The sequence below is a fragment of the Bacillus sp. X1(2014) genome (assembly GCF_007678255.1).
In genome coordinates, this window is the sequence record NZ_VEED01000006.1 from 81,032 (window position 1) to 107,581 (window position 26,550).

General features: G+C 42.7%; 29 protein-coding genes. 8 read left to right on the forward strand and 21 right to left on the reverse strand.

Going from position 1 to position 26,550, the window contains the following annotated elements; genetic code table 11:
• Positions 1–40: 40 nt before the first annotated feature.
• The 4 genes from FS608_RS13480 to FS608_RS13495 all read right to left on the reverse strand — a co-directional run bounded on the left by FS608_RS13480 (position 41) and on the right by FS608_RS13495 (position 1,688).
• Positions 41–283, reverse strand: a complete 243-nt coding sequence (locus tag FS608_RS13480; RefSeq protein WP_144550790.1) for a DUF1146 family protein — start codon at positions 281–283, stop codon at positions 41–43.
• Between the two features lie 190 nt (positions 284–473).
• A complete protein-coding gene (locus tag FS608_RS13485) occupies positions 474–656 on the reverse strand; it encodes a hypothetical protein (protein ID WP_144550791.1) in 183 nt (60 codons plus the stop codon).
• Between the two features lie 71 nt (positions 657–727).
• Positions 728–1,048, reverse strand: coding sequence for a YflT domain-containing protein (locus FS608_RS13490; protein ID WP_144550792.1), 321 nt, complete (start codon positions 1,046–1,048; stop codon positions 728–730).
• Positions 1,049–1,214: 166 nt separating this feature from the next.
• Positions 1,215–1,688 (reverse strand): TraR/DksA C4-type zinc finger protein, encoded by a 474-nt coding sequence (locus FS608_RS13495; RefSeq protein WP_144550793.1) that lies wholly within the window; start codon positions 1,686–1,688, stop codon positions 1,215–1,217.
• A 164-nt stretch (positions 1,689–1,852) separates the two neighbouring features.
• Between FS608_RS13495 and FS608_RS13500 the strand changes: the two genes are divergently transcribed.
• Positions 1,853–2,107 carry a GlsB/YeaQ/YmgE family stress response membrane protein gene (locus FS608_RS13500; protein ID WP_144550794.1) on the forward strand — a complete coding sequence of 85 codons (255 nt, stop codon included), beginning with the start codon at positions 1,853–1,855 and terminating at the stop codon, positions 2,105–2,107.
• 107 nt (positions 2,108–2,214) lie between these two features.
• Here FS608_RS13500 and FS608_RS13505 read toward each other — a convergent pair whose 3' ends face one another.
• From FS608_RS13505 to FS608_RS13520, 4 genes are all read right to left on the reverse strand, one after another.
• A complete protein-coding gene (locus tag FS608_RS13505) occupies positions 2,215–3,681 on the reverse strand; it encodes an alpha-amylase (protein ID WP_144550795.1) in 1,467 nt (488 codons plus the stop codon).
• Between the two features lie 27 nt (positions 3,682–3,708).
• On the reverse strand, positions 3,709–5,208 hold the full coding sequence (gene cls / locus FS608_RS13510) for a cardiolipin synthase (RefSeq protein WP_144550796.1): 1,500 nt from the start codon (positions 5,206–5,208) through the stop codon (positions 3,709–3,711).
• Positions 5,209–5,329: 121 nt separating this feature from the next.
• Positions 5,330–6,307 (reverse strand): CheR family methyltransferase, encoded by a 978-nt coding sequence (locus FS608_RS13515; protein WP_260871680.1) that lies wholly within the window; start codon positions 6,305–6,307, stop codon positions 5,330–5,332.
• On the reverse strand, positions 6,304–9,021 hold the full coding sequence (locus FS608_RS13520; RefSeq protein ID WP_260871681.1) for a CHASE3 domain-containing protein: 2,718 nt from the start codon (positions 9,019–9,021) through the stop codon (positions 6,304–6,306). The genes FS608_RS13515 and FS608_RS13520 overlap by 4 nt, the downstream gene beginning before the upstream one ends.
• A gap of 297 nt (positions 9,022–9,318) precedes the next feature.
• Between FS608_RS13520 and FS608_RS13525 the strand changes: the two genes are divergently transcribed.
• The gene (locus FS608_RS13525) at positions 9,319–9,777 is read left to right on the forward strand and encodes a Dps family protein (protein ID WP_144550798.1); all 459 of its coding nucleotides are present in this window, start codon (positions 9,319–9,321) and stop codon (positions 9,775–9,777) included.
• 267 nt (positions 9,778–10,044) lie between these two features.
• On the opposite strand, the gene FS608_RS13530 is transcribed toward FS608_RS13525, so the two are convergent.
• The 4 genes from FS608_RS13530 to FS608_RS31640 all read right to left on the reverse strand — a co-directional run bounded on the left by FS608_RS13530 (position 10,045) and on the right by FS608_RS31640 (position 13,075).
• The gene (locus tag FS608_RS13530) at positions 10,045–11,187 is read right to left on the reverse strand and encodes a PP2C family protein-serine/threonine phosphatase (protein WP_144552132.1); all 1,143 of its coding nucleotides are present in this window, start codon (positions 11,185–11,187) and stop codon (positions 10,045–10,047) included.
• Positions 11,188–11,281: 94 nt separating this feature from the next.
• Positions 11,282–12,076, reverse strand: a complete 795-nt coding sequence (gene sigB / locus FS608_RS13535; protein WP_144550799.1) for an RNA polymerase sigma factor SigB — start codon at positions 12,074–12,076, stop codon at positions 11,282–11,284.
• The gene (gene rsbW, locus FS608_RS13540; protein ID WP_144550800.1) at positions 12,042–12,524 is read right to left on the reverse strand and encodes an anti-sigma B factor RsbW; all 483 of its coding nucleotides are present in this window, start codon (positions 12,522–12,524) and stop codon (positions 12,042–12,044) included. The genes sigB and rsbW overlap by 35 nt, the downstream gene beginning before the upstream one ends.
• Positions 12,521–13,075: an anti-sigma factor antagonist gene (locus FS608_RS31640; protein WP_313958715.1), complete on the reverse strand. Its 555-nt coding sequence runs from the start codon at positions 13,073–13,075 to the stop codon at positions 12,521–12,523. Before FS608_RS31640 ends, rsbW begins: the two co-directional genes overlap by 4 nt.
• Positions 13,076–13,226: 151 nt before the next feature.
• Between FS608_RS31640 and FS608_RS30270 the strand changes: the two genes are divergently transcribed.
• On the forward strand, positions 13,227–13,394 hold the full coding sequence (locus tag FS608_RS30270) for a hypothetical protein (RefSeq protein ID WP_186328727.1): 168 nt from the start codon (positions 13,227–13,229) through the stop codon (positions 13,392–13,394).
• 84 nt (positions 13,395–13,478) lie between these two features.
• Here the strand turns inward: FS608_RS30270 and FS608_RS13555 are convergent, their stop codons facing one another.
• The gene (locus FS608_RS13555; protein WP_144550801.1) at positions 13,479–14,408 is read right to left on the reverse strand and encodes a magnesium transporter CorA family protein; all 930 of its coding nucleotides are present in this window, start codon (positions 14,406–14,408) and stop codon (positions 13,479–13,481) included.
• A gap of 161 nt (positions 14,409–14,569) precedes the next feature.
• Here FS608_RS13555 and FS608_RS13560 point away from each other — a divergent pair, with 161 nt between their 5' ends.
• Together FS608_RS13560 and FS608_RS13565 are read left to right on the forward strand one after the other, a co-directional pair.
• Positions 14,570–14,842: a hypothetical protein gene (locus tag FS608_RS13560; protein ID WP_144550802.1), complete on the forward strand. Its 273-nt coding sequence runs from the start codon at positions 14,570–14,572 to the stop codon at positions 14,840–14,842.
• Between the two features lie 63 nt (positions 14,843–14,905).
• Positions 14,906–15,628 (forward strand): hypothetical protein, encoded by a 723-nt coding sequence (locus FS608_RS13565; protein ID WP_144550803.1) that lies wholly within the window; start codon positions 14,906–14,908, stop codon positions 15,626–15,628.
• A gap of 137 nt (positions 15,629–15,765) precedes the next feature.
• On the opposite strand, the gene FS608_RS13570 is transcribed toward FS608_RS13565, so the two are convergent.
• Both FS608_RS13570 and FS608_RS13575 read right to left on the reverse strand, forming a co-directional pair.
• Positions 15,766–17,061, reverse strand: a complete 1,296-nt coding sequence (locus FS608_RS13570) for a hemolysin family protein (RefSeq protein ID WP_144551586.1) — start codon at positions 17,059–17,061, stop codon at positions 15,766–15,768.
• Positions 17,062–17,137: 76 nt separating this feature from the next.
• Positions 17,138–18,643 (reverse strand): mechanosensitive ion channel, encoded by a 1,506-nt coding sequence (locus tag FS608_RS13575; RefSeq protein WP_144551589.1) that lies wholly within the window; start codon positions 18,641–18,643, stop codon positions 17,138–17,140.
• 275 nt (positions 18,644–18,918) lie between these two features.
• On the opposite strand from FS608_RS13575, the gene FS608_RS13580 reads away from it, so the two are divergent.
• The 3 genes from FS608_RS13580 to FS608_RS13590 are packed head-to-tail and all read left to right on the forward strand — an operon-like array spanning position 18,919 to position 20,012.
• Positions 18,919–19,224, forward strand: a complete 306-nt coding sequence (locus FS608_RS13580) for a hypothetical protein (protein WP_144551592.1) — start codon at positions 18,919–18,921, stop codon at positions 19,222–19,224.
• Between the two features lie 19 nt (positions 19,225–19,243).
• On the forward strand, positions 19,244–19,414 hold the full coding sequence (locus tag FS608_RS13585) for a CsbD family protein (RefSeq protein ID WP_144551595.1): 171 nt from the start codon (positions 19,244–19,246) through the stop codon (positions 19,412–19,414).
• A gap of 37 nt (positions 19,415–19,451) precedes the next feature.
• Positions 19,452–20,012, forward strand: a complete 561-nt coding sequence (locus FS608_RS13590) for a general stress protein (RefSeq protein ID WP_144551599.1) — start codon at positions 19,452–19,454, stop codon at positions 20,010–20,012.
• Positions 20,013–20,194: 182 nt separating this feature from the next.
• On the opposite strand, the gene nuoN is transcribed toward FS608_RS13590, so the two are convergent.
• The 6 genes from nuoN to nuoI form a co-directional block, all read right to left on the reverse strand.
• Positions 20,195–21,709, reverse strand: a complete 1,515-nt coding sequence (gene nuoN, locus FS608_RS13595; RefSeq protein WP_144551602.1) for an NADH-quinone oxidoreductase subunit NuoN — start codon at positions 21,707–21,709, stop codon at positions 20,195–20,197.
• A 6-nt stretch (positions 21,710–21,715) separates the two neighbouring features.
• Positions 21,716–23,224, reverse strand: coding sequence for an NADH-quinone oxidoreductase subunit M (locus FS608_RS13600; RefSeq protein ID WP_144551604.1), 1,509 nt, complete (start codon positions 23,222–23,224; stop codon positions 21,716–21,718).
• Positions 23,221–25,092, reverse strand: a complete 1,872-nt coding sequence (gene nuoL / locus FS608_RS13605; RefSeq protein WP_144551607.1) for an NADH-quinone oxidoreductase subunit L — start codon at positions 25,090–25,092, stop codon at positions 23,221–23,223. Before nuoL ends, FS608_RS13600 begins: the two co-directional genes overlap by 4 nt.
• Before the next feature lie 180 nt (positions 25,093–25,272).
• Positions 25,273–25,587, reverse strand: a complete 315-nt coding sequence (gene nuoK, locus FS608_RS13610) for an NADH-quinone oxidoreductase subunit NuoK (protein WP_026568243.1) — start codon at positions 25,585–25,587, stop codon at positions 25,273–25,275.
• Positions 25,584–26,102 carry an NADH-quinone oxidoreductase subunit J gene (locus FS608_RS13615; protein WP_144551610.1) on the reverse strand — a complete coding sequence of 173 codons (519 nt, stop codon included), beginning with the start codon at positions 26,100–26,102 and terminating at the stop codon, positions 25,584–25,586. The genes nuoK and FS608_RS13615 overlap by 4 nt, the downstream gene beginning before the upstream one ends.
• Positions 26,099–26,518, reverse strand: a complete 420-nt coding sequence (gene nuoI, locus FS608_RS13620) for an NADH-quinone oxidoreductase subunit NuoI (RefSeq protein WP_144551613.1) — start codon at positions 26,516–26,518, stop codon at positions 26,099–26,101. The genes FS608_RS13615 and nuoI overlap by 4 nt, the downstream gene beginning before the upstream one ends.
• Between the last annotated feature and the right edge of the window lie 32 nt (positions 26,519–26,550).

Below are 26,550 nucleotides of genomic sequence, written 5' to 3' on the forward strand. Positions count from 1 at the left end.
AACAAATAGAAACATGTATGAAGACCTAAATTTTTTCCAATTAGCTATTTTGCATAATCAAAGGCAGCTGCCTCGACCATTGGAGATAATCAAGGAAAAAGTTACTAACAGATGAACCAATGATTATGGCTAATAATATGTAAAGTAACCGCGCCTGAAATACGTGTCCTGCTTTCAGCAATTGATCCAAACGAATCGCTTGCAAGGCCCACCAGGAAACCGCTATAAAAATTAAATGTGATACAATACTTAACAAAGCCATTTGCCCAAAATCATTTATCATCCTAGACCCCCTTTTTTTCACACATTGTTTATTCTATCACAAACTTCGCCTTTATAGTTTCCTTTTCTATCCATTTTTAAAAAAATGTTTTTATAATAAAAAATTCGCCCTCCACTGCATTTTTAGAAGGCGAATTCAATTTGGCCAGCTGATACGACCTCGTTTTCTAATTCCATGCAACGATTCAAAACTAATTTACCTGATTCCAAACCTTGCCGATGTTTAATGGTACATATACTTTCTCACCGTGTATTTGCTTGTGAACGATTGGATTTTCAAAGTTAGCCTCAAGATACTGTTCCTTTCGCATTTTGCGTCGTGCTCGAACGTTCCCTCCAAAAAAATCAGCCAAGTTCACTTTTGAAATTTTCATCACCTTTCCCCCTTTCAATTTGTTGTATGTAAGAGGGAACAAAAGGAAATCCTTTTGTTCCCCGCTTTAATTTATTTTGCAGCTACTACCATGACTCGTCCTCGGTCTAATTCTTTTTCAAATTGTTGCGCTTCAGTATCGGATAATCCTAGAGATTCCATTTTAGAACGGAGCTCGTCCCCGCGGGAACGAAAAACATTTGCGATTGAATCAAAGAAGCCTTGTTCGTTTACCCCGATCTCATTGGTATCAAGCGCCTCCGACAAATCCTCGGAACGTTCTTTGCCGTGAGCCAATAAGTAAACCTCATCTTTCGTGAACCCTTGATTTAATAATTGTTCAATTTCTTGTTTGGCTTGAAGACCATTCTCCACTAGTTTAACTTGTCTCATTCTAACTACCTCCTAAATAAATTTCGTTAGTAAGTTGAAATGCTACGTGATGTTAATTGGGTGTATAACCCTTTTTTAAGAATTGAAACCTTTTATTTTAAAATAGCAATAAGTCTAGTTTTTCTATACAACGCTAAACCTCTCCTTTCCCAAATAATTACTATTGTCAATACGATGAATTGCCATGCAAGTGTAGAAGTTCATCCACGGTTTGAATTCGTTTATCACCTCTAACGTCATCCTTCGGGGTTGAAAATGATTGATCTGCATGAAGTGGGATTGTTTCTTTCTCCAGTTTTTCTTGTGCATCTACTGTTCGTTTAGCATATGGAAGGACTACCAACCTTTCATAGGAAATATTTTCTCCTGTGTCTACACAAACCCCATACGTTCCGTTCAAGATTTTTTCTAACGCCTCATTAACTTCTTCTAATGTCCTTTTTGCATTCTCAATTAACATCATTTGTTTTTCTCTTTCAGCTAATTCTGTGGCAGTATCAGCAAAGTGATTATCATTACTGGTTAACTCCCCAGAGTCCTCGAAGGATAACGGTTGGTTGGATGCTAACAATTGAAGTGTATCGGACTTGATTTGTTCCAATTTCCCCTTAAAATGCATCAGATCTTTTTCAGACAACATGGATTTTTTCCTCCCTTTCTTTTCTTAACAGGTAGTTACCCTTTAACATGAAATTCTAAAACTCTCGAAAAGAATGTTTTTATCAAAAAAATGTTTGTCCTTAAAATTATCGGGTATTTAAATTAACAAGATTGATAAATACAATTTGAAAGGGATGAATTTTCATGGGATTTATTTGGTCATTAATTATCGGAGGAATCATCGGGTGGTTAGGAGGTCTCGTCATTGGACGTGATATTCCAGGAGGTGTCATTGGAAATATCATCGCCGGATTTATTGGTGCCTTTCTTGGTTCACTTCTATTAGGCGATTGGGGTCCTGAAGTCGGAGGATTTTATCTGATTCCGGCCATCATTGGTGCGATTCTTCTTACATTAATTGTCGGCTTCCTTATGAAAAGTATGAAGCGGACAGCTTAATTAATATGTTCACTCAGGGAGACTGCCGAGACACGCAGTCTCTTTTTATGTTTTTCCACAAGAAAAAAACACCTCGAAAAACAAGGTGCTTCTGGTCTGACTCTATTTTAAAATAGCTCCTCTTCGGGTAGTGCCCATACTGACACACTGCCGCCGTTAACAAGGAAAGTGGCAAATCCATCATCTTCAATTTCAATATGCTCGTCTTTAGTTCCCGTGAGGTCCACCCAAACTTCCCCTGCCCGCTCTTCACCGACAAACATTCTTTTTTCACCATCGTCCTGATTAGAAATGAGGACAGCACAGCCTGAACCTTCCAGTTCCTTCAGGCCACGACGAACCCAGCCAATCAAATTGGGATCATCGAAATAATCTTCTTGTTCACCATAAGCTTTTTTATCACGAGCAAACAGGAGCGGATCGATTGCTTCTTTTTTTCCTTCTATTGGTTCCTCTCCTCCAATGCCTAAATAATCTCCATAAAATATACATGGATGACCATCTTTGCGAAGGAGAATAAGCGCATAAGCAGGCTGCTTAAACCAATCCTCTACCCAGGATTCAAGGGCTTCGCCTGGCTGGGTGTCATGATTATCCACAAAAGTTACCGCATGTTTTGGATTCGCTTGAACCAAAGTATCATCGAAAATCGTGGTCAGATCAAAATCAGCTCCAGCTTTTGATGCTTCATGGAATTTATAATGAAGGGGAACGTCAAAAATCTGGAGCTTGTACTCGACATTTTCCAAAAACGTTTGGCATGCAGAAAGCTCCGGAACCCAAAATTCACCTAGAAAATAAAAGTCGTCTCCTCGCTGCTTCCTAATTTCATCGATAAATTTTTTAATAAAATGATAATCAATATGTTTTATCGCGTCTAAGCGGTACCCGCTGCATTTTAATGTATCAGCAAGCCAGTTTCCCCACTGAATCATTTCCTTCTGTACCTCTGGATGATGGTAATCAATATTTGCAAACATTAAATAATCGTAATTACCAAATTCATCATCGACATTGTCATTCCATTCTTTACCGTCTCCGACAATCCGAAAAATTCCGGTTTTCTCCGTTTTTGCATCATAGTCAATGCCGTTAAAATGTTCAAATCCCCATTTGAAAGCTGAGTACTTGTCCTTTCGGTTGGGAAACGTGAATTTGGTAAACCCCTCTATTTCAAACGGCTCAGAAATCTCTTCTGTTCGGTCTTCCTGGCTCACTTCAATGACTTGAAATTGCTCCGTTTCATCCGCACCGCCTTTATGATTCATGACCACATCTACATAAACATGAATCCCCTGATCAGACAATGCATCAATCGCGTCTTGTAATTCCTGCTTCGTTCCATACTTCGTGCGGACTGTCCCCTTTTGATCAAATTCACCCAAATCATAAAGATCGTATACTCCATAGCCCGTATCTTCTGCCGATTGACCTTTCGTTACGGGCGGAATCCACACTGAATCGATTCCTTTCCTTTTCAGTTCAGGCGCGCTCTCTTTCAGGCGTTTCCAATGTGCCCCGTCTGCTTCAATATGCCACTCAAAAAATTGCATCATCGTATGGTTTCGTTTCATGATTTTCCCCCCTTTTTCCTGGCCATTTTATAAAACTCCCGAAAATAGACGTGCAAAGGATTCCTTTACCTTTTCAGTGAATCGCCTTTTATAAAATTCCACTGGGCGGATTCTCAGGCAATCCTTCAAGTCTTCCTGATAATGAGTTACTAGGTCTTGGGTGGATTCCGTCCCAATTAAAAATAAATTCACCTCAAAATTGAGACGAAAGCTGCGCATATCCATATTTGCTGTACCAATCGTGGCGAGATCCCCATCCACAATCATCACCTTCTTATGAAGGAATCCCTTTTGGTACGCATAAACCTCGACCCCGGCACGCAGCAATTCCGGTAAATAGGAACGCGTCGCATATTGGGTGAGAAAACCATCATTGGTGTCAGGCACCATGATTCGTATCTGAATCCCTTTATGAGCGGCAATCCGCAGTGCGGTTCGAATCGCTGGATTGGGGACGAAGTACGGTGATGCTATCCAAATGGATTTCGTTGCACAGGAGATCATCGCATAATAATGGTCACTCATCCGTTTGGTTTCCGGTCCGGTGGCGACGACATGAACAAGACCCTCCCCGGAAGCAGGGATTGGTTTCATATAGCGTTCATCCGTCACCAGCATTTCCCCGCTCACATACCTCCAATCTAATAAAAACACAGCATGCAAGGTTTGAACCGCTTCCCCTTCAAGAAGGACATGAGTGTCACACCAGAATCCAAAATTCTCGTCTTCACCAAGATATTCGACTCCGATATTCAGACCGCCGACAAATCCAACCTTTCCGTCAATAACAATGATTTTACGATGATTCCGAAAGTTAAACTTTTGATTAATCAGGCCGCTTTTTAATGGTAAAAAGGGCAGGACCTTAATTCCTGCATCCTTCATTCTTTTTATAGCGACGTTTGAAAGGGTAATACTTCCCACCGCGTCGTACATCAAACGAACTTCTACCCCTTCTTGCACTTTATCGATCAAGATGTCGATGATCTCATTTCCTAGCCGGTCATCTCGGAAGATGTAATATTCGAGATGGATAAAGTCCTTAGCATCGCTCAATGCCTTTTTGATTTCACGGAACGTTTCTTTGCCATTTTTTAAAATTTGGGTGTGAGTATTGGAATTCGTTGGTGTAGCGGTCGCCCGATCCAAATAGTGAGTAAAATGATGCTGGTGATAATTTAATTGGGAAAAATCGATCTTTTCCTTTTTTTGGCTCATTCTTTCAAACACTTCACGGTCCGTGATGCGCTTACTTTTAAAAAGATAGCCTTTTAATAATAATTGTCCCGAATAGACATAAATGATATAGCCGAGGATTGGAAGGAACACCAAAATATAAATCCATAAAAGCGTGTTTTGTGCGGTCCGATTTTCAAGCATTAATGAAAATACGGTGATCAAGATCATTCCCCCGTAGAGTGCGATGGAAATCAGTTTCGACAGGAACGGAACGTTTGTAAAAAACACTAAATAGGCTAACGCAAACATTAAAATGATAAAGACCAATTCCATTCTCCGTGTTTTCATAGCATCGTTCTCCCCATAAATTTATCAAGATACCCTAATGGGGTAATACCCAATTTTCCATAGTTTAATCATCCAGCTCATAAAAAAAGGGTGCCTGACACCCAAATGGGGTGTCAGGCACCTACGCTTTTCTGTATATTCGTTCATGCGGATTAAATTCTTGGTATTGCTTGCCCTTTGGCATAAATAAGATCGATTCTTTGCTTCCGAGGCCAATAAATCCTCCTTCAGCAAGACTGTCGTGAAATAGGCCATGGACTTTTTGTTGCAATTCATTGTCAAAATAGATCATGACATTTCGGCATAAAATCACATGAAACTCATTAAATGAACTGTCGGCCACTAAATTATGCTGGGCAAAGGTAAGGTTCTGATCCAAAGGGGGTGAAAAATAGGCAAACTGATGATCAGTCGTGTAGTACTCGGAAAAGGCCTTTTTTCCACCTGATTTTAAATAGTTTTTCGTGTATTGCTGCATCTTCTTTAGAGGAAAGGCTCCTTTTTGAGCAGCAGCAAGGGCTTTTTCATTTATATCGGTTGCATAGATGGTTGTCTTTTCCGCCAGCCCTTCCTCCAGCATCAGAATGGCCATCGAATAGACTTCTTCACCTGTTGCGCAGCCAGCATGCCAAATCCGTATCTCAGGAAGCTCGCGCAATAATGGCACAACCTGGTTACGAAAGGCGGCGAAAAAACTAGGGTCTCGGTACATCTCCGTCATCCGAATCGAGAGATCATTTAATAATCGCTCCAAATACGCTTGGTCATGTAGGACTTTTTCCAATAAAGCAGTGATCGACGGAAGACGCTCCGCCTTCATCCGATTCAAGACCCTTCTGGTTAAGGAGGCACGGACATATCCCCTGAAGTCATATCCGTACATCTGATTTAGACCCTCGAGCAGCAAATTGATTTCAATATTCTGCAACTCAGTTGGCACTATTGTTTCTGTAAATACTTTGGAATCTGCTGGGTTCACTGGGTTTGCTGGGTTTGCTGGGTTTATCGTGTTCGTCATATTTATCATGTTTATCGTGTTTGCTGTGTTTGTCATGTTTATCGTGTTAGTCGTGTTTATCCTGTTTGTCCTTTTCGTCAATCTTGATCCACCTGCTCTGTCAGCCACACCCGCATCAAGGAGAATAGTTGATCGATATTTAATGGCTTCATAATATAATCAGAGGCACCTGCTTCCATACACTTATCACGTTCTCCTTTCATGGCTTTTGCGGTCAACGCAATAATTGGCAGACCTTCCATTTCCAGGTCATGACGTATCGCTTTCATTGCCTCATAACCTCCCATCACCGGCATCATGATATCCATGAACACCAGGTCAAAGTCGGCTTGTTCTTGTAAAATTTCAATGGCGCGCTTTCCGTTCTCAGCGACTTGAACCACCACTCCTTTTTTCTCAAGTGCCGTCACAAGCGCGTATACATTCCGGCCATCGTCCTCGACAAGAAGCACTTTTTTCCCTTTAAACAACCGTTCACCTGAGGTTTCCGCTTCTGTTCGGTCGGAGGATGGCGGTTCTGTTTCTTCTATATATTCCTGTTCCTCAGTCATCTCACTAGCGCTCGCCGCCACTTCCTCCAGCGCCAAGAAATTAATCAAATCATGGCTGACAGGTGCAAGCCGGCTCGGTATATATAAGGTAAACGTACTTCCCCTATCTTGCTCGCTTTCAACTTCAAGCAGTCCGCCAAGCAAGCGGGTAAATTCACGGCAAATCGATAATCCCAGTCCCGTTCCGCCAAATTGCCTGTTCGTGGTCCCGTCGACCTGTTGGAAGGCATCGAAAATAATTTGCTGTTTTTCTACTGGAATACCGATTCCCGTATCAGTGACAGCAATGGCCAGCACGTCGGCTTCCTTATGCAGGTCAGGTAGTTCCTCGACTTTCTCAAGCGGAGCAAGTTCAATTCGTACGGTGACGCCGCCCTGTTCAGTAAATTTAAAAGCATTGGATAATAAATTTTTCAAAATCTGCTGCAATCTTTGGCCATCCGTCGAAATGACAGGAGGGACATCCGGATGTGTGACCACATCAAAGGTCAAATTCTTTTTCCTCGCAACGGGGTCGAACAGATTCCTTAATGTCTGAGGAATTTCTGTTACGTTCACTTCATCCGTCAAAATTTCGATTTTCCCCGCTTCAATTTTGGATAAATCAAGGATATCATCAATCAGCCGTAACAAATCTCCGCCGGCCGTATGGACAACACTTGCGTATTCTTCTACTTCTGACATGGTCAACTCATTATTATTCTCCATCAACATTTGCGACAGTATCAGAATACTGTTCAATGGCGTGCGCAACTCATGCGACATATTGGCGAGAAAATCCGTCTTGTATTGTGAACTCATCTTCAGTTTTCCTGAATAGTCTTCTAATTCATCTTTTGCCTTTTTAAGTTCCAGCGCTCGTTGTTCCGCATATTGCTTTTCCATTTCTAAATATCCATTGGCCATTTGCAGCTGTTCTTGCTGCATTTGCAATTCTTCCGATTGCGCTTGGAGTTCTTCTGATTGTGCCTGTAGTTCTTCTGTTAAAATTTGCGATTCCCCTAAGAGCCTTTCCACTTCCATTCTTCCCGTCACATTGGTAATCGCCGAACCAAACTTGTCTTGCAGCAGATCGACTAAGGTAAGGTGCTGTGACAGGAATGGCTGAAGCGCAGCGAGCTCAATCACGGCCTCTACCTTGCCATCTACTAAAATCGGAGCAATTAATAGATTCCTTGGTGAGGAAGCACCAAGGCCAGAGGTTACTTTGATATGTTCCTCCGGCAGCTGGTCAATAAGAAAGATTCTCTTTTCGACAGCAGCTTGGCCAATCAGTCCTTCTCCCAATCGGAAACTCGCCGCTGCAGCGCCCTCATCTGCCACCGCATAGCCTGCTGCTTTGACGTAATAGACCTCGCCCCCTTCATTTTTACGAAGATATACCACACCGAAAGAAGCTTGAAGTAATGGAGCCAGTCTCGAAATAAACGATTGCGTCAAGTCGCTAATATCGGTAATTCCTTGATACAACGTTGAAATATCCGCCATACTTTTCTGTATCCAACTCTGTTTCTCCAGACTGCTGAGGAGACTGTTCATGGCCTCCGCAAGCTCCCGGGTTTCGTCGCGCGTATTCACTTTCATCCGTGTCGTCAAATCGACCTCTGCCTTGGAATCGGTGATCCCTTTAATCGTTTTTACCACCTGATTAATGGTTCCAACGATGGAATTCGACTGTAACATCGCCGCCGCGATTGTGATGAGTGTTACCAAACCAATCAGTGCGTACAACGTCACTTTTAAATTTTGATTGTTTTGTTTGATTTGGCTGATCCGCCCTGCCATCATTTTCTTTTCACTTGCCAGAAATGAATCAAATTGGGTGCGGAGCTGGTCGGACATTCTTTTTCCTGTATTTTTCTTAAAATGTTCGTCCAATGCCGATTGATTATTGGCATTTTTAGCATTGATGACAAATTCTCCGGAATTAGCCATCCAGCTCATAATCAGCGGTTTAATCTCCTCCAAACTGCGTTGCTGCCTGCTGTTAGCGTCGAGCAAGGTATGAAGTTTATTGTAATTATCCAGCCAGTTTCGACTACCTTGATTATAGGGTTCCAGATATTCCTCATTTCCCGTGATCGCATACCCTCTCATTCCGGTTTCCATGTCGAGAACATTTTTTTGAATTTGGTTCGTCAGGTCATGCACCTCAATATCATGTCCCGATATGAAGTCCACCTCTCTCTGTAAATCTGTCATTCTATCAATCACGATGAGCAGGGATATGACCAAGCAAATCAAGATGGTGAAGTATCCTGTAATGATTTTTGCACGAATGTTATAGTTGAAGCCTTTTATTGTAACCGCCTCCTGGTAAAAGTGGTCTATTTAAATATTCTTATTCTAGCATAAGTCTATATTCATATCACCCAACTCGGATTTGAAAATTCCGTATCCTACATTCGTCAACACCTCTTATTACCCGTTTCTATCATTCTTGAAACCTCTATGTAAAAAATTTTTTTCAAGGTTTCAACTGATGTAGTCCGGGGTAAGGAATAGATATCAACACTATTCCAACATACGGAGGTAATGAACATGGCAAAAGTGAAAGAAAAAAACAATGTAGTAACAGAGACTCTTAACACACAGGTCGCAAATTTCTCAGTGCTTTATATGAAGCTGCACCACTACCACTGGTATGTTAAAGGAGAAAATTTCTTCACGCTCCACCCAAAATTTGAAGAATTGTATAAGGAATCAGCACTCCATCTCGATACCATTGCTGAACGAATGCTGTCGCTAGGGGCTTTACCAACGGCGACACTTAAAGAGCAATTACAAATCTCTTCCATCAAGGAAGCAGCCGGCGACGAAAACGCCGAGGGAATGATCAAGAGCCTAGCTGACGATTTTAACACCGTCTGCACCGAACTGACAGAGGGAATCAGTCTAGCCGAGGACAACGAGGATCAACCGACAGCAGATCTGTTCATAGCGGTCCGCACTTCCTTAGAAAAACACAGATGGATGCTCGAAGCCTATCTGGCGGAATAGAATTAGATGGAGGTAGCGGGGAATTGTTCCCGTCTTCTTCTAAAAAGTGGGCGAGCGGGAACAATTAATGGTTAATTGTTCCCTTCTCCTCCAAAAAAACAGGTGAGTGGGCACAATTAATACCTATTTGTTCCCCTCTCCTCCTAAAAAGCTGGCTCGAGGGCACAATTAGTACGCCCCTCCCAACCAGCACGCCTAAGCAACAATTTTTTCAGCAACCCCCACCAAAACAGGGTGTCAGCTTTCCCGCTGACACCCTTGTATTTTTTAAACGTTAGTAGAAATCATTACCAAGCAAAGGTCATCTTTCGGAGCATTGTGCGGCTCCATACTTGGCTGCAGCTGATGAAGGAACGAATCAGGATTGTCCATGTCTTTCTCTTGTAAGGTGCTGATGAGCCTAGCAATCGCATCCTCATAATCCTCCTCGAGCCATTCCGACAGCCCATCGGTAAAGAGCAGCGTCCGCGCGCCCCGCTTGTAAGGAATAACACCTTTGGTTACATCGATATCTTCAAAAAAGCCCAGGGCACAGCATCCGTCCGTTAATAGTTTTACCTCATCATCAACGATGGCAATTCCCGCTGGATGACCAGCATTGACGTACTCGATGGTTTGCGTTTCTGTGTCGAGCACCAGGTAAATTGCGGTGAAATAATAGTTAATCAAATGATCTGGCATTTGCAGCTGATACATCCGCCGATTCAGTTCCTTCATGACCTTCTCTGGATCAGACATCCCCGTAATCGTATCTTTCAATGCCGAATATATGTACATACAGACGAGTGAGGATGAAATTCCATGCCCCATCATATCAAGCAAAATTACACCATAACGGTGTTCACTGATCGGATACCAGGCATACAGGTCTCCAGCCAGCTCAAATGAAGGCTTATAGATAGCCGAAATCGTAACATCCTCTTCTTCAATCGGATCACTAAGGATGCTTCCTTGCACCTGCTTAGCCAGGTCCAGCTCATATTGGAGCCGTCTATCTCTTTCCTTTCGTAAGTCCTTCTCTTGCTTTAACCGGAGGACAGAACGAATCCGTGCCAGCAGTTCCACTTTATTAATGGGTTTCAGGACATAATCGAGCGCACCTGCATCCATCGCCTCGGCCATTTTATTGGAATCCCCCATGGCTGTAACGAAGATGATGGGCAGGTCAGAGTACCTCTTATCCGCTAGAACCGTTCTACACGCTTCCATTCCGTCAATTTCCGGCATCATCAAATCCATTAGTATTAAATCGAACTGAACTTCCTCGGCATTTACCGCATCTAGCTGCAAACATTGATATAATTCATTGGCAGATGTCAGCAGAACCAGCCTATTATAGCCAGCCTTACGCAGAATTTTCTCGATAATCATTAGATTGGTTTGATTATCATCAACCACCGCAATTTTCATGGCCATAACAATCCCCCCTTTCCCATGCGTCAGTTCGTTTATATGGTGCCTGACACCAAAGAACTACTTTGCAGTGTCAGGCACCTTTATCCATTCAAGCATCATTGACTCCTTGATAAGCATCATAAGCGAGTGCCTTTCGTAACTTCTCGATTGCCTTTTTTAAAAGACGAGACACATGCATCTGCGAAATCCCCAAAAGCTCACCCGTTTCCTTTTGACTTTTATTTGCGACAAACGTGTAGTGGATGATTTCCTTTTCCCGCTCTGATAGAACATGCATCGCACTCTCGAGCAGGAGCTTTTGGTCGACTTTTTCGAAGCCTTCATCATCGGATCCGACAATGTCTAAGGTCGTCGACGTACTCCCATCCGAACCCGTTTCAATCGTTTGATCTACAGATGCTGATTGATAACTTTTTCCCATTTCCATCGCTTCTAATACTTCCTCTTCGGAGATCTCTAAATAATCCGCGATTTCCTGGACCTTCGGAGAACGCTGATAGTGATTGGTCAGCTCGTCCACCACCGTTTTAATCTTTGGCCATAAATCTTTGATCCGTCTCGGCACATGGATGCTCCACGTTTTATCCCTGAGGAACCGCTTAATTTCGCCAATAACGGTTGGAATTAAATACGACTCGAAAGGTTTGCCCATGTCTGGGTCAAATCTTCTGATTGCTCCCAATAACCCAATCATCCCCACTTGCACAAGGTCCTCGTGAAACGATTTCCCCTTTGAATATTTTCGCGCAAGACTCCCGATCAGTGCCGTGTAATGTTCGACTAAGATGGTTTGCGCAAGTGGGCATTCGTTCTGCTGAAACTCGACGATCAGGGCATCAATTTCTTCCCTAGTTCGTTTCTTGGGTAGAGATGGTTGTGTCATGATTTTCACGCTCCCCACTTAGATACTTCACCATGAAGACCGTTACCCCGGAATGATTCGCAACACTCACTTCATCCATAAGCGTTTCGATTAAATATAGCCCTAACCCTCCCTCTGCCAGCTGCTCCACTGTACTTGCTTCTGTATAGGGACCTAATTCGTTTTTCTTCTGGGTAAAATTAAAGCTCTTTCCGCTATCAGATACCATCGTTTCTAGCTTGTCTTCATAAATGCCAAATCCGACAATCACTTCTCCGCCTTCGCCGTTGGGATAAGCATGATGGACAGCGTTCGTACAAGCTTCACTCACCGCGATCTTAATATCTTCAATTTCCTCATATGTAAAACCCATCCGGCTGGCGATTCCCGACAACGTCAAACGAATTACACCCACATACTCCGGCTTGGCAGGAATTTTCATTTCGATATAATCCATCACTTGGCTCATTGTCTTCCCTCCTCGGTTGTTGAAGAAATGTTCATGACATTACTTAAGCCGGTAATCTCAAACAGCCGTTTTAGTCGATCTGACAAATGAATCAGCCTTAATTCGCCGCCATTTGCCTTTAGCTGTTTAAATACTCCTACAAACACACCCAGACCGGTACTATCTAAATAGGACACATCCTGTAGATTAACAGTAATTGACTTATTTCCCGCTTCCGCCAGCGACAATAGTTCCTCTCTAAGCTTTGGCGCCGTGTACGCATCAATTTCCCCCGCCACAAGCACCACCATTTCCTCATCATGTTCATGTTTATCTATGGTTATATTCATTATCATCATCACCCCTGAAAGATTTATAGTGTATATACCCCTAATTTCAAAGACTAAACCTTTCTTTTTTAAAAAAATCTCTGTTAAACTTGGCTGTTGATTTCCGCTCCAGGCACTTCGCTTTCCGCGGGCGGTCCGGGGAGCCTCCTCGGCGCAAACGCCTGCGGGGTCTCCCCTGCCCCGTCCTCCCGCAGGAGTCTTCGTGCCTTCCGCTCCAATCAACAAGGCTAAAAAAATATAATCTAGTCCCAATATTATACCAAAATATTCAAGTTAGACGAATCGACCTATTTTCCTAGCAAACTTGTTAGGTTTCATGATTAAGAAATCGGGTATATCCAGATTAAGATGTTCACAAAGGAGAGGAGTTCAAATGGATACTAAAAAAAGTGAGTTACAAGAGAAGGTAAAGGGTGAAAACAATAGCTCGATGGCACAGAATCTAGAGGAAATAAAGAGGCTTGGCAAGGAAATGGAAGAGGAAAAAACCGGTCCTGAGCTGAAGAAGGAAGAAAACCAAACACCCGATCCGCAGCAATAGCAGCCTATGCGAAGTAACGGCCCTTTCACAGGGCCGTTCTTTTTTTGAATTGAGCCTGCCCCTACTCAGGGACAAGCCAATTGATTATTTAAAATAGGAATCTTTCATTTTTCCTTTTAAGAGATCGCCTGTCCAGCCTTTAAATTTTAAATAGCCATAGAGCAGGAGCGTCGAGATAACGATTAAAATGACCGAGAGAAGATAGCCGTACCGCCATTCTAGTTCAGGCATCTGCTTGAAATTCATTCCCCATAAAGCCCCAAGTGCCATAATCGGGGTAAAAAGGATCGTAATCACTGTTAAGGTTTTCATAATTTCGTTACCGCGATGAGAGGAAATGACCTCTTCTAGATTAATAATCGAATCCAGTTCATGTTCGTACTCGTTGAGCAGCGCGGTCATCCGCTCAATCCGTTTGACAAGAAGCGTAAAAATCTCCTTCCTGCTTACCTCATTTAGTTCAATTTCCTCAATCCCGATCTTTAACTCGTTAATCGGAATCAAGAGACTCTTCCAGACCAAAAGCTCATGCCTGCGCATATAAATTTTTTCAAGAATGCTCGTTCCATTCCTCTTTCGGATACTCCAGATTAATGTTTTAAGCTCTTCTTCAAATTGATCGATCTCATATAACATTTCATTCATCATTTCTCCAAGGAGCATAAAAAATCCCTCGACTGCGTTTTCAGCCTTCTTCACTTGCTTAAAAAGCGGTTCGGGATGGATATGTTTTAAACCGGAAAAATTAAGGTCAACGGTAATCAGCTGATCTTCCGTTACATAATAATGAAAAATTTTGTAGTCTCCTTCCTCTTCAAAATTTTGCTTATAAATAAGCGAACCCGTCACCACTTTCTCACCTGAATCAAGAATTTTTATCCTTAAGGAATTGGTTTTATTTTTGCGCACTTGATTCAGCCATTCGTTACATCCGGAGCGGTCCTGTTTGAAAATCGGTTGGATGTGTTCATCCTCATCCTTCTTAACCTGATACCATTTCCAATCGATAGCCATTGTTTCTCCTTTCTCACTGTTTTTTATTTCTATATCCCCTAATCTGGAATCAATGAAACTTCAGGAAAAAGGTTTAATGGAAGCAGAAGCGGGTATTACTACTAGAAATAGAACTTTTTTGTAAAGTGCTATTTTAAGAGTATCTAATAGGAGGTTTTAATATGAAACGTATGGTACCTGTTACATCGATTATTGTCGCTGCTGGAATGGGAGCTTCGGCCGCGATGTGGCTATCATCTAAACCGAACCGACTAAAAGCGGAAAGTGTACTTAGAGACTGGAAACGGAAAATTAAGCCTTCTCCGTTTGATAAAAGTGAAGAATTACCGATTGAAAAAGGAGGACACCCCCACCCGCATGATGTAGAAGATAATAACATGGTCAGCGAAGGGGCGATGTATTCCGTTCAATTTTATAATGAGAAAATGCAATGATAAGCGGTTGGGGTAGATAGTTACCCCAACTAATTTTTTGATTACATTGAGGGTGGTGGCAGGATGAATTTATTTTTTTTACTCGTCTATTTCATCATCATTACGGCTGTTATTGAAATTTATGTCGTTTTATTTCGATTAACAGGGCTCAATATAAAGGTGTCAAGATTTCAGGTGATTTCGTTGATGACCGGCACGGGCTTCACAACGGAGGAATCTGAGCTTATTTTAGGTCATCCGATTCGCAGAAAACTCGCTACATTCCTTATCCTGTTCGGAGCCTTCTCCCTTGCCGTGATTATTTCCACAATCAGTAATTTCCTTTCGGATGATCTGCGGATGTACCATATTTTTTACATTACAGGAGGCGTCGTGCTTATCTTTGCGGTATTAAAGCTTGCCTGCATTCAGACCCTGTTATCGAGATTATTTCATAGAGAGATGAAGCAGCATGTCGACCTTGGCGATCTGCCGATTCGGGAAGTTTTTTTAACAGAAAAGAATGAATACCTGCTTAATCTGCATATCTATACCGACTCTTTGCTTGTATATAAGACTGTGAACCAACTGGTTAATGATCAGGAGCGGCTAGAGTTTGTTTTGCTTTTTATCAAAAGAGGTCAATTGAAGATCCGAGGAAATATCTACAACGAAAAAATACATGAAGGTGATCAGCTGCTTTTATATGGAGATAAAGAGATTTTAACCAAGCTCTTTCATCATGATATTAAGATCATGGAGAAAAAGCTTAAGAATCAGCAGCGGACAGCGGTTACTAGCGGATAGTAGCTGGTTACTGGCGGATGGTCGTCATTTACTGGCGGATAACCTGGCTTTACTGTCGGCTAGCCCCCGTTTACTGGCGCATAACCACTTTTTACTATCGGATAGCCAAAAAAGCCTCAATCCGAGGCTTTTTTCGTTCATATCTTCTTCACTTCCACATTCAAAATGTGATAACCCTTACTAGCAATGGCCTGGAACACGTACCCATCCGATTCCACCTTACTGCCTATTGGCGCATCAGAGTTTTGAGTCAGATACCAGCCGCCAATCGTATCAATATCTTGATCGGCTAAGTTGATCCCTAGTAAATCGTTCACGTCCTCAATCAATAATTTTCCGTCCACTACATAATGGTTCTCCTCTATCTTTTGAATCTCGGCCACCTCATCGGCATCGAACTCATCTCTCACTTCTCCAACGATTTCCTCAATAATATCTTCAACCGTAACCAAACCTGAGGTCCCGCCGTATTCATCAATGAGAATAGCCATATGTGTACGTTCTTTTTGCATTTTCACCAATAAATCATGAATGGGAGTAGTTTCCATCACATGAATCACGGGATTGATAAAGGAACTTACCTGCAACACATCCAGATTATCTGTAGTCATCATAATCGACGTTAACAGCGATTTCACGTTAATAATGCCGATTATGTGATCCTTATCCCCATCCATAACAGGATAGCGGGTAAAATTTTCATCATTCACCCTTTTTAAGACCTCATTCACCGTTGCATCCATTGGTATACTGCTTATCTCGGGCCGAGGCACCATGATTTCCTTTGCCATTCTCTCATCAAATTCAAAAATATTGTTCACATATCGTAATTCATTTTGATTAATCTCACCGCTCTGATAGCTTTCTGACAAGAGGATTCGCAGCTCTTCTTCAGAATGAGCTCCTTCGTGTTCCGATGAATGCTTTAATCCAAAAATCCCCGTTAGCAGCCGGGCCGAACCATTTAAGAGCCAAATAAATGGAAACATGATTTTGTTAAACCAGATAATTGGCACTGCGAACAAAAGCGTGATCGCCTCTGCTTTTTGAATTGCCACCGTTTTCGGTGCTAATTCCCCCGCTACTACATGGAAAAAGGTAACTAACGCAAAGGCAAAACTAACGGATAAAATATGTGTCACCGATTGATTGAGGTCTAGTGCCGCTAAGAATGGATGCAATAGTTTTTCAACGGTTGGTTCTCCCAGCCACCCCAGTCCTAGTGCGGTCACGGTTATCCCTAGTTGACAGGCTGATAAATATTCATCCAAATGGGTGACGACCCTTTTGGCCGCAACAGCTCCCTTCTTTCCTTCCGCAATCAATTGATCAATTCTCGATGGACGTACTTTTACCATTGCAAATTCAACTGCGACGAAAAATCCAGTCAATGCGATTAATGCTACAATTAAAAGTAAATTTATTATCGTCAAGAGAAGCTTCACTCCCTCTCTTTTTATAAAAAATAACAATCCGAAGTTATCTGAGTTTCGGATTGTTATCCTTCTTTTATTCGATTATTTTTTTGTCTATCTTATTATCTAGCTTATCTAGATATTTGCTAGCGAATTCCCTTCCTCCTAGGCCAAACGCCAGACCAAATGCTAGGGCCACACCGCCTAAAACGAGAATAAAGGCAGCATTTACGATTGAATGTGCAACTTCAAGCTGGTCTAATGCCATAAAGACTGTAATCGCGAAGATTGCATATTTCCCCACTGCTGCAAGTGTCCGTGAGTAGCTGCTTTTTAAAACATTTTGTAAAATACGCTCGACTAAATGCCCTAAATATAAACCAATTCCTAAGATCACTAGTGCAGCCAGTATCATCGGTAAATAGGCAATCACGCCTGTTGCTAGAGTGACTAAGAATTCTAGGTGAACAATTTGTAATGCTTCCACTGTAAATAATAAGACAATCACAATCTTTGCAATCATCCCAACGATTTGCGAAAGATTGTATTTGGACTGCTCGGGATTTAACGAACCAATACCCATATGGTGAAAGATGTTGTTAAATCGTAAACGCCACAGCATTTGCGAAACCACTTTTTCAACCCATTTTCCAAGCCATAAGCCCGCTAAGATTAAGATGACCGCAACAGCGATGTTGGGAATGAGCGAGAGCACATGATGAAGCATCGAAATGGCCGGGTCAGAAATTCCTTTTAAATCAAGCTTTTCTAGTGCTGTAATAATCGTAGGAATTAAGACTAAGATAAGCGCAATATTTCCGATCATACCTGAAAGACTGGTTCCGTCTCCTTTAGTGTTTAGACCAAAACGGTGGCCAAGCCTCTCCGTACCGACACTACTTAAAAAGTTTGTTAGAATATCGCGGACTATTTTGGCAATCAACCAGCCGATAAAAACAATCAGTGCAGCAGCAAATAACTTAGGAATAAAAGCTAACAAAGTTCCTAGGGTGTTGGCGAAAGGTTCTGAAACGCCTTCCATTTGCAGTGCATCCAATACCCCTGGTAAAAATAATAAGAAAACAAAGTAGAAAAGAACCTTACCAATACTGTTAACCTTTCTTACGGCCTCCGCTTCATTATTTGCCATCTTCCATTTTACTAAGAGACGTTCGCCATGAATCATGGCTGTCCCTTTTTTAAACAAGAGGCGCAGCAGCGAGGCAACTCCCCATGCTAGCAATAAAATAAGAGCAGCTTTTAGAACATTAGGAACGGCCGCTGTAATCGTTGATAACATTTCCACAAGTGGTGTGGCAATGAAGCTTAGATTAAGCATATTGAAAAAGATAATCCAGACAAACACTAGTAAAATATAATAAACTATTTTTCCAATAATAGTTTCAGATGAGTATTTCCTCTTTCCTAGGTTGGAAAACAGCCGATCATCGAAGCTTGTTTTCTTTAAAAGTGATTCCACACCTTTTCCAATAAACTTAGCAATTAGCCAGCCAACCAATAATACCAATAGAGCAAACAGCAAGTTCGGCAGCTGTTGAAAATATGAGTACCATCCAGTCATCATTTGATCCATCTCCATCCTATCGCACTCCTTTTCTGTTATTCTGTTTCAACTTATTTACGTAAGTAAGTTTTCTATTAGGATATATAACCCGTATTTTTGAATCGAAACCTAGTTTTTAAAAATTATATTTTTTCAAAAAAGGGCATTTAATAGAAGGAATATCATTTGGAGCCTAAAGAAAGACCCACTTAGGAAAAAATGAGGTTTCAAGTTCTTTGCAGCGGGAATATAACCAATATGCAAGGCAGACTTGCACTTCTAAACAGTTCAATTAGAAGGAGGAGCTACCAATGCAAATGAGTTGGAAGAAACGATTACTAGTTGGCGGACTGGCTGTATCGCTAACATTCGGCGGGCTAGCTGGATGTGGTGATGGGGTCGACCAGGATAACGGAATCAGTGATGGACAAGAAAAAGATGCAGTAGACACTGATACAAAGAAGGAAGCCAACGCAACAATGGACGATGCGAAACAGAACATTGAAGAGGCAGTGAATAATGTGGAGAAAAAATTGAAAGAGGACGGTGTTGGTGATGGAGTAGACCAAGATAATGGTGTTAGCGATGGCGAAAAGAAAGATGAATTAGATAACTAATACTAGGAGGCTAAACAATATGAATAAAGATAAATTTTCTGGCAGTGTTGATCAAGTAAAAGGTGAGGCAAAAGAACAATGGGGACGCTTAACAGATGATGATTCAAAAGTTGTAGAAGGAAAAGTCGATAAAGCGAAAGGTAAAGTAAAAGAAGGCGTAGGCGAAGTGAAAGATACCCTATCAAAATAGCATTTATCCAACCTATTAAACTAGAGGAGGAGAAAAAATGGACAAGCATGGGAAGAATATTGTAGGTGTGTATCAATCGGAACAAGAGGCGATTGCCGCCATTGAGGACCTGATAAAATGGGGATACGATAAGTCAGAAATCAGTGTAATCGGTAAAGATCACAATCACTTAGATACCATCACAGAAGAAACAGGTACTGCCGTTGAAGACACGGCTGCCACTGGCGCGCTAACAGGTGGAGCAATTGGTGGTGCGACCGGATTATTAGCTGGACTTGGCGCTCTTGCCATCCCAGGGATTGGCCCGATTGTCGCCGCAGGTCCTATTGCAGCAAGCATCATGGGTGCTTTAACAGGAGCTGGTGTAGGCGGACTAGCAGGCGCACTGATCGGACTTGGAATTCCAGACGATGACGCCAAGTATTATCAAGAGTCTGTTGAAGAAGGAAAGATTCTAGTCCTAGTTAATAAGAGAGATCACACTGATAAGGATATGGTGCAAGAGGCTCCTATAGACGTGGAACCAACACCTGATAAAGAAGAATCACGATATGAGACCATTAGAGATCGAAATCCAGCCTTGAATACCAAATTCTAATAAAAAATGCAAAAAAGCTGCAGCAACGATTACGTTGTTTGCAGCTTTTTTGGTTTAGTAACCCTCATAACATAAAAAAAGAAGAGGCTCCCCAACCTCTTCTTTTTCCTGTATGAAGACCCCTTTAATTTGACAGGCTGCTTCCCCCAAAGCATCCTAATTTTCACCCAACTTAACTTAACCTAACTGAAAAAGTCCGATAGGTTATTCAGGTTATTTTGCATAAAGTCTAACGCAAAATTCGGCATCACACCAAACAGTATTGAACCGACGACTGCGACAACCAACACGATCACAATGCCAGCTGGAATTTTGAACTTGCTGTCGTCACTTGCCGGACGGAAAAACATTTGTGTCATCACACCAAAATAATAGAAGTATGAAACCACCGTCGTCGCAATCATTAATGAAGCGAGCACATAATGTGGTGTCGGGCCAGAAAATGTGCCGATAAAAATGTTTAATTTTCCAATAAAACCTGCTGTGCCCGGGAAACCAGCCAGCGACACAAGCAAGATGCCCATAACGACTGCAAGCACAGGTGAACGACGGTACAAGCCGGCAAAATCAGCTATCTTCGCCGAACCTGATTTTTCAGTAACGACCTGAATGATCGCAAACGCACCCATGTTCATGAGCAAGTAAGCCAGCAGGTAGAACCAAATCGAGTAAAAGATGTTCGAATTCAGCGTCGTTAAGGCAACGAGAATATAACCAGCGTGCGCGATACTAGAATAGGCAAACATCCGTTTAATGTTCGACTGCTTCAATGCCACCACGTTTCCGATTATCATCGTTACTCCAGCGATAAAGGCCAAGTAATCTTGCATTTGCAGTAAGATTGGCTTTTCTGGATCGCCGACCGATGCCGCTGCGAGAAAGACGGTTAACAAAATCCGAAGTACAATTACAAAACCAGCTGTTTTTGATACGACACTTAGAAAAGCAGTAACCGGTGTAGGCGCGCCTTGGTAGACGTCAGGTGCCCACATGTGGAATGGAGCTGCCCCCAATTTGAACGCTAACCCCACAAGTACCATTAAAAATGCCAGCGTTAACAGGTATGCCTGTTGGCCGTCTGCCACTTGAGTCAGGCTAGTAGCAATCTTCACTAAGTTGGTTGAGCCGGTTAAACCATAGATATAGCTCATCCCAAACAGCGTGATTGCCGTGGAAATTCCGCCATTGATGACGTATTTCATCCCTGATTCATTCGACTCCAAATGATACTTGCGGATTCCCGCTAAAATATAGGAAGAAACAGTTAACAATTCCAAGCCGATGAACAGCGTAATTAAATCGCCGCTCGAAGTCATAATCATGCCGCCGAGCAAGGCAGATAAGAACAAATAATAAAACTCGCCGCGGTATTCCTCTAAACCATCCTTCGCCTCGTAGCTGACGGCCAAAAGCATAACCAGACCTGCCCCCACAAGAAGCAATAATTTAAAGCCAATCGCAAAACTATCCAAGCGGAACGAATCGTCCAAAATCGACCTTACTGGTCCACCCACTAAACTAAGCACGGACACGGTTGCAGCGATAATCGCAACAATTCCGATCCAGCCGAGAATTCTCCGATCTTGGTTTTTCGGCATAAATAAATCTAAAAGTGTAATAAGTGCGGCTACACCAAGGATGATGAACTCTGGTGTCATGGCACTCCAATGAAATTGCTGCAAGCTTTCAAGACTCATCCTTCATCACCCTCCTATCCCTAGCATGATGGTTTCAAGTGTAGTTTTTAATGGCGCGCTTAGGACACTTGGGTAAACACCAATTAATACGATTAACAGCATAAGTACGAGCACAGGCACGAATTCGACGCCCTTCAAGTCAAGGATGCCCGTAAATTCACGATGCGCCTTGCCGTATGTGATTCCTAAAACCGCGCGAAGCAAGTAAGCCGCCGTCATAATAATTCCAAGCGTACCCACCGCTGCAATCACCGGCATTTCTCTGAAAAGTCCGAGGAAGGCCATAAATTCACTGACAAATCCAGACATCCCTGGCAAGCCAAGTGATGCCATCCCGCCAGCCAACAAGAAGCCAGCTGCAATCGGCATGCCCTTCGCCATTCCGCCGAGATTCTCAATAAGTGACGTATCGGTGCGTTCGTACAGGACGCCGACCAAGAAGAACAACAGCGCGGAAATCAATCCGTGAGAAATCACTTGGAAAATCGCCCCTTGAATCCCTGCCTCATTCATTGCAGCCAGTCCGATTAGCACAATTCCCATATGAGAAATCGATGAATAAGCTAAAACCATTTTAAAATCTGTTTGAATGAACGCTAGATACGCACCGTAGAGGAGGTTAATCACTCCAAGGATAGCAATCAGCGTCGCAAGAGTTCCGAATTGCTCGGGAAAAATGCCCATTCCAAAACGAATTAATCCGTACGCACCTATTTTCAGGAGAATCCCTGAGTGAATCATAACAACTGATGGCGGTGCTTGTACGTGAACTTTTAACATCCAGCTGTGTAATGGGAAAATCGGCAATTTGACACCAAACGCCAGCAATAAGCCAATGAATAAGCCCATTTTCAGATCGCTCGAAAGCGGTGCATCTGGATTCGCCATCAATTCCGTTAAATAGTTAATATTGGTTGATCCTGTTTTTGCAAAAAGAATCATAATCACAATTAATAGAATCGCAGAACCTAGTCCGTTATAAATCAAGAAACTGTAGGCTGCTTTTTCTTTTTCAAAATAACCCCATTTTCCGATCAAGAAGAAGGTCGGAATGAGTGTGATTTCAAAGAAGATGAAGAACAGAATTAAGTTTTCCGCCGTAAACACGCCGAGCATTCCTAACTCTAAAAGCAGGAACAGCATGAAATAGCCTTTCCATTCCTTTTTCACAAACTTTGCTGCGGCAATTGCCGATAGCGTCGCAACTACCGCTGTAAGGACCACGAGCAGAAGCTGGAAGCCGCTTAAGCCGAGTTCATAGTAAACTGAAAAATATGGTTCAGGAGCGTTGATCCCATGGAATTGAATCCACTTGGCTGAGACCGTAAAATCGGCTAGATCCTTACCAAATTGAAAATGAAGGTAAGCAGCCAGGGCCAGCAGCAAGGCTGGCAAGGTCGCTAGAAAGCCGACCGCTTTAATTGGTTTTTCTGCTGTTTTCGGCATAAACGCTAAAAGCACGATACCTAGTAAAGGGGAGAATACTAGGAGTGAAAGAACGGATGTTAAATTCATCGTAAGTACCCCCCTGTTAATGCAAAGATAACGACGAGAACCGCTAGTCCGATAAAGGCCACCGCACCGTACGTTTGAACCTGTCCGGATTGCAGTTTCGACCCTGCGGCGCCAAGACCTTGAACGATTCCGACCACGCCTTTGACAAGTCCTTCGACAAGGAACACGTCAATGAAACGTAAGAAGTAGCTGACCCCTTTTGTGAAGGCCACAACTGTCAGTTGATAAAACTCGTCAACGTAATATTTGTTCAAAAGAATTGTGTGTAACGTATCGCCTGTGCCACTTAACCAGTTGCGGGCGATTGAACGTTTGTTGTACATCAAGTAAGCAAGGAAGATTCCCGCTAAGGAAACGACCGTTGCCGCGATCATGATCCAAGCCGGGCCTTCAACGTGGCCTTGGTGTGACAACGCTTCGTTGCCATCGACGAGCCAGTCACCAAGGAATGTTCCGAACCACGGTGTATTGACGTAACCAGCGATTACAGCAAGAACACCAAGAACGACCATTGGTAAGGTCATATTGGATGGCGATTCATGGACATTCTTCTGGTTGCCGCGCGCTTCACCCGTAAAGACCAGGAAGAACAAGCGGAACATATAGAATGCCGTCATGAAGGCAGCCGCAAGGGCTAAGAAAAAGAGAACAGGATGTCCGCCTTCCCATGCTGCCACTAAAATTTCATCTTTCGAGAAGAATCCAGAAAGTCCTGGGACACCACTGATTGCGAGTGTTCCGATTAAGAATAGCGGTCCGGTAAGCTTGAGCTTTTTCCAAAGCCCACCCATTTCTTCGATGTTCTGAGTATGTACCGCGTGAATGACAGAACCGGCTGCCAAGAACAGAAGCGCCTTGAAGAAGGCATGTGTCATCAAGTGGAATACCCCTGCCACATAGCCTGCAGACCCTAAGGCCAGCATCATGTAGCCAAGCTGTGAAACCGTTGAATACGCGAGTACGCGTTTGATATCCGTTTGCACAAGACCAATGCTCGCGGCGAAAATCGCCGTAAATGCGCCAATCACAGCGATCGTAAGGAGCGCCGTATGGCTCGCCTCAAACAATGGAAATAGTGCCGCAACCAAGTAAACCCCTGCCGCAACCATCGTCGCCGCGTGGATTAACGCCGACACAGGCGTCGGACCTTCCATCGCATCCGGAAGCCACGTGTGGAGCGGGAACTGACCCGACTTACCAACTGCGCCGATGAAAATCAGAATTGCGGTCAAGGTAATCATGGTGCCTGACACCGCACCGGCATCAACAGCTGCGAAAATTTCACTATATTCAAAGCTTTTGGTTTCCCAGAATAGCAGAATCATGCCGATAAATAAGCCCACGTCCCCGATCCGAGTCATGATGAACGCTTTTTTAGCGGCTGCTTTTGCTTCGTCTTTGTAAAAATAAAAACCGATTAATAGGAAGGAACCGACGCCGACAAGTTCCCAGAAAATATAAGTTTGCAGCAGGTTAGGCGATATAACCAGTCCGAGCATTGCAAACGTAAATAATCCTAAATAGGCATAGAATACTGGAAACCGCTCGTCTCCTTGCATATAACCTTTGGAGTAGGTATGTACTAAGAAACTTACGAGCGATACGATAAACAGCATTAATGCATTTAATTGATTCACTTCAAAGCCCGCTGTTAGATGCATATCTCCTATCGTGAGCCAGTCAAATTTCGTGACATAGGTCGGCTCTTTGAAGCGCTCGAATAAAACCAAAATCGAGTAGACAAGTGATGCCAGCGTGAGGAGAATCCCCACATAGGCACTTGCTTCCTTCAGTCGCTTCCCGAAAAGAAGAAGGATCAAAAACGATAATAGCGGGAAAAGCGGTATGAGCCATGCATTCTCCATCATTATCACTATCCCCTTTCGAATGATACGAACATCACCATTCGAATTTTGTTGAAAGACAATTTTGTCGTCGTACCTTTTAGAGGTACTTTTTTATTAGTGTGGTGCCATTGTGGTACATTTTGGTACCTGACACCCTTCGTGGACAAAAAGACCAAAGTGTCTTTTTGCGGTGCCTGACACCTAGTTTTTCATCGTATCCATTTCGTCGATGTTAACAGTTTTTCTAGCACGGTAAAGTGAGATTAAGATCGCTAAACCAACGGCTGCTTCGGCTGCTGCAACGCTGATTGCGAACAGAGCGAAGATTTGGCCCGTGATTGACGGCGCCATTCCGTATTTACTGAAAGTGACGAGATTAATATTAACGGCGTTCAGCATCAATTCAATCGAAATCAGGACAATTACGGTATTTCTTTTTGTCAGTGCACCGTATAAGCCGATGCAAAATAAGATTAATGCAAGTGCCAGGAAGGCTGAAGCGGGAACGGAACTCATTTATCATCCGCCTCCTTCTTCTCGTTTTTCGCAAGAATAATCGAACCAACAAGGGCGACTAATAGTAAAACAGACGTTAACTCAAATGGAATGATATATTTGGAGTACAGTGCTTTACCAATTTGCATCGTGTTATTTTCATGCAAGGTCGTTGGAACCTGTTCAATATTGAAATCGTAAATCCCAAGGTACACGGCAAACGCAAAGCCGAGAATTCCTAAGAAGACAAGGATTTTTCTCCATTTGCCTGTTTTCGGTTCATGTTCATCATTATGCTTCGTTAACATGATTCCAAATAGCATAATGATTGTAATGGCACCGGAATAGATTAAGATCTGCACTGCGGCCACAAATTCGGCGGACAGCACTACGTAAATACCAGCGATTGCTACAAAGGTGAAGATTAGTGAAACGACCATATGAACAACCTTGGTAAGATTTAAAAGCAGCACACCGCCGATAATCGCGACAAGTGCGAGCCCCATAAATGCGAGGAATTCCCCCGAAAAGGTCATGGTTTATTCACCTGCCGTATGTTTTCGTCGTTTTCATCTAACCATTCTAGGTTTTTAAATAACATGTCACGGCTGTATTCAGCGAGCTCAAAGTTATTGGTCATGATAATCGCTTCTGTCGGGCATACCTCTGTACATAGGTCACATAGGATGCAAATTTCGAAGTTAATATCATAGGTATCAATGATTTTCCCTTTTTTCGTTGGATCCGGATGTTTTTTACCCGTCAAATCGATACAATCAGTCGGGCAGATATTCATGCACTGATTGCAAACAATACACTTCTCCGGATAAAACTTTTGAATACCACGGAACCGGTCTGGCAGTGGAATCGGCTTATTCGGATAATCATAAGTAACCTTTTCTTTCGTCAAGTTCTTTAGGGTATATTTCAAGCCTTTTGCTAATCCAAGCACGTTTTTCACCCCTTTTACATTTTAAAGATAGT

Excerpts from the sequence above, each read along its gene's own strand:
- FS608_RS13480 (WP_144550790.1), bottom strand. The coding sequence starts at position 283 with ATGATAAATGATTTTGGGCAAATGGCTTTGTTAAGTATTGTATCACAT.
- FS608_RS13485 (WP_144550791.1), bottom strand. The coding sequence starts at position 656 with ATGAAAATTTCAAAAGTGAACTTGGCTGATTTTTTTGGAGGGAACGTT.
- FS608_RS13490 (WP_144550792.1), bottom strand. The coding sequence starts at position 1,048 with ATGAGACAAGTTAAACTAGTGGAGAATGGTCTTCAAGCCAAACAAGAA.
- FS608_RS13495 (WP_144550793.1), bottom strand. The coding sequence starts at position 1,688 with ATGTTGTCTGAAAAAGATCTGATGCATTTTAAGGGGAAATTGGAACAA.
- FS608_RS13500 (WP_144550794.1), top strand. The coding sequence starts at position 1,853 with ATGGGATTTATTTGGTCATTAATTATCGGAGGAATCATCGGGTGGTTA.
- FS608_RS13505 (WP_144550795.1), bottom strand. The coding sequence starts at position 3,681 with ATGAAACGAAACCATACGATGATGCAATTTTTTGAGTGGCATATTGAA.
- cls (WP_144550796.1), bottom strand. The coding sequence starts at position 5,208 with ATGAAAACACGGAGAATGGAATTGGTCTTTATCATTTTAATGTTTGCG.
- FS608_RS13525 (WP_144550798.1), top strand. The coding sequence starts at position 9,319 with ATGGCAAAAGTGAAAGAAAAAAACAATGTAGTAACAGAGACTCTTAAC.
- FS608_RS13530 (WP_144552132.1), bottom strand. The coding sequence starts at position 11,187 with ATGAAAATTGCGGTGGTTGATGATAATCAAACCAATCTAATGATTATC.
- sigB (WP_144550799.1), bottom strand. The coding sequence starts at position 12,076 with ATGACACAACCATCTCTACCCAAGAAACGAACTAGGGAAGAAATTGAT.
- rsbW (WP_144550800.1), bottom strand. The coding sequence starts at position 12,524 with ATGAGCCAAGTGATGGATTATATCGAAATGAAAATTCCTGCCAAGCCG.
- FS608_RS30270 (WP_186328727.1), top strand. The coding sequence starts at position 13,227 with ATGGATACTAAAAAAAGTGAGTTACAAGAGAAGGTAAAGGGTGAAAAC.
- FS608_RS13555 (WP_144550801.1), bottom strand. The coding sequence starts at position 14,408 with ATGGCTATCGATTGGAAATGGTATCAGGTTAAGAAGGATGAGGATGAA.
- FS608_RS13560 (WP_144550802.1), top strand. The coding sequence starts at position 14,570 with ATGAAACGTATGGTACCTGTTACATCGATTATTGTCGCTGCTGGAATG.
- FS608_RS13565 (WP_144550803.1), top strand. The coding sequence starts at position 14,906 with ATGAATTTATTTTTTTTACTCGTCTATTTCATCATCATTACGGCTGTT.
- FS608_RS13575 (WP_144551589.1), bottom strand. The coding sequence starts at position 18,643 with ATGGAGATGGATCAAATGATGACTGGATGGTACTCATATTTTCAACAG.
- FS608_RS13580 (WP_144551592.1), top strand. The coding sequence starts at position 18,919 with ATGCAAATGAGTTGGAAGAAACGATTACTAGTTGGCGGACTGGCTGTA.
- FS608_RS13585 (WP_144551595.1), top strand. The coding sequence starts at position 19,244 with ATGAATAAAGATAAATTTTCTGGCAGTGTTGATCAAGTAAAAGGTGAG.
- FS608_RS13590 (WP_144551599.1), top strand. The coding sequence starts at position 19,452 with ATGGACAAGCATGGGAAGAATATTGTAGGTGTGTATCAATCGGAACAA.
- nuoN (WP_144551602.1), bottom strand. The coding sequence starts at position 21,709 with ATGAGTCTTGAAAGCTTGCAGCAATTTCATTGGAGTGCCATGACACCA.
- FS608_RS13600 (WP_144551604.1), bottom strand. The coding sequence starts at position 23,224 with ATGAATTTAACATCCGTTCTTTCACTCCTAGTATTCTCCCCTTTACTA.
- nuoL (WP_144551607.1), bottom strand. The coding sequence starts at position 25,092 with ATGATGGAGAATGCATGGCTCATACCGCTTTTCCCGCTATTATCGTTT.
- nuoK (WP_026568243.1), bottom strand. The coding sequence starts at position 25,587 with ATGAGTTCCGTTCCCGCTTCAGCCTTCCTGGCACTTGCATTAATCTTA.
- FS608_RS13615 (WP_144551610.1), bottom strand. The coding sequence starts at position 26,102 with ATGACCTTTTCGGGGGAATTCCTCGCATTTATGGGGCTCGCACTTGTC.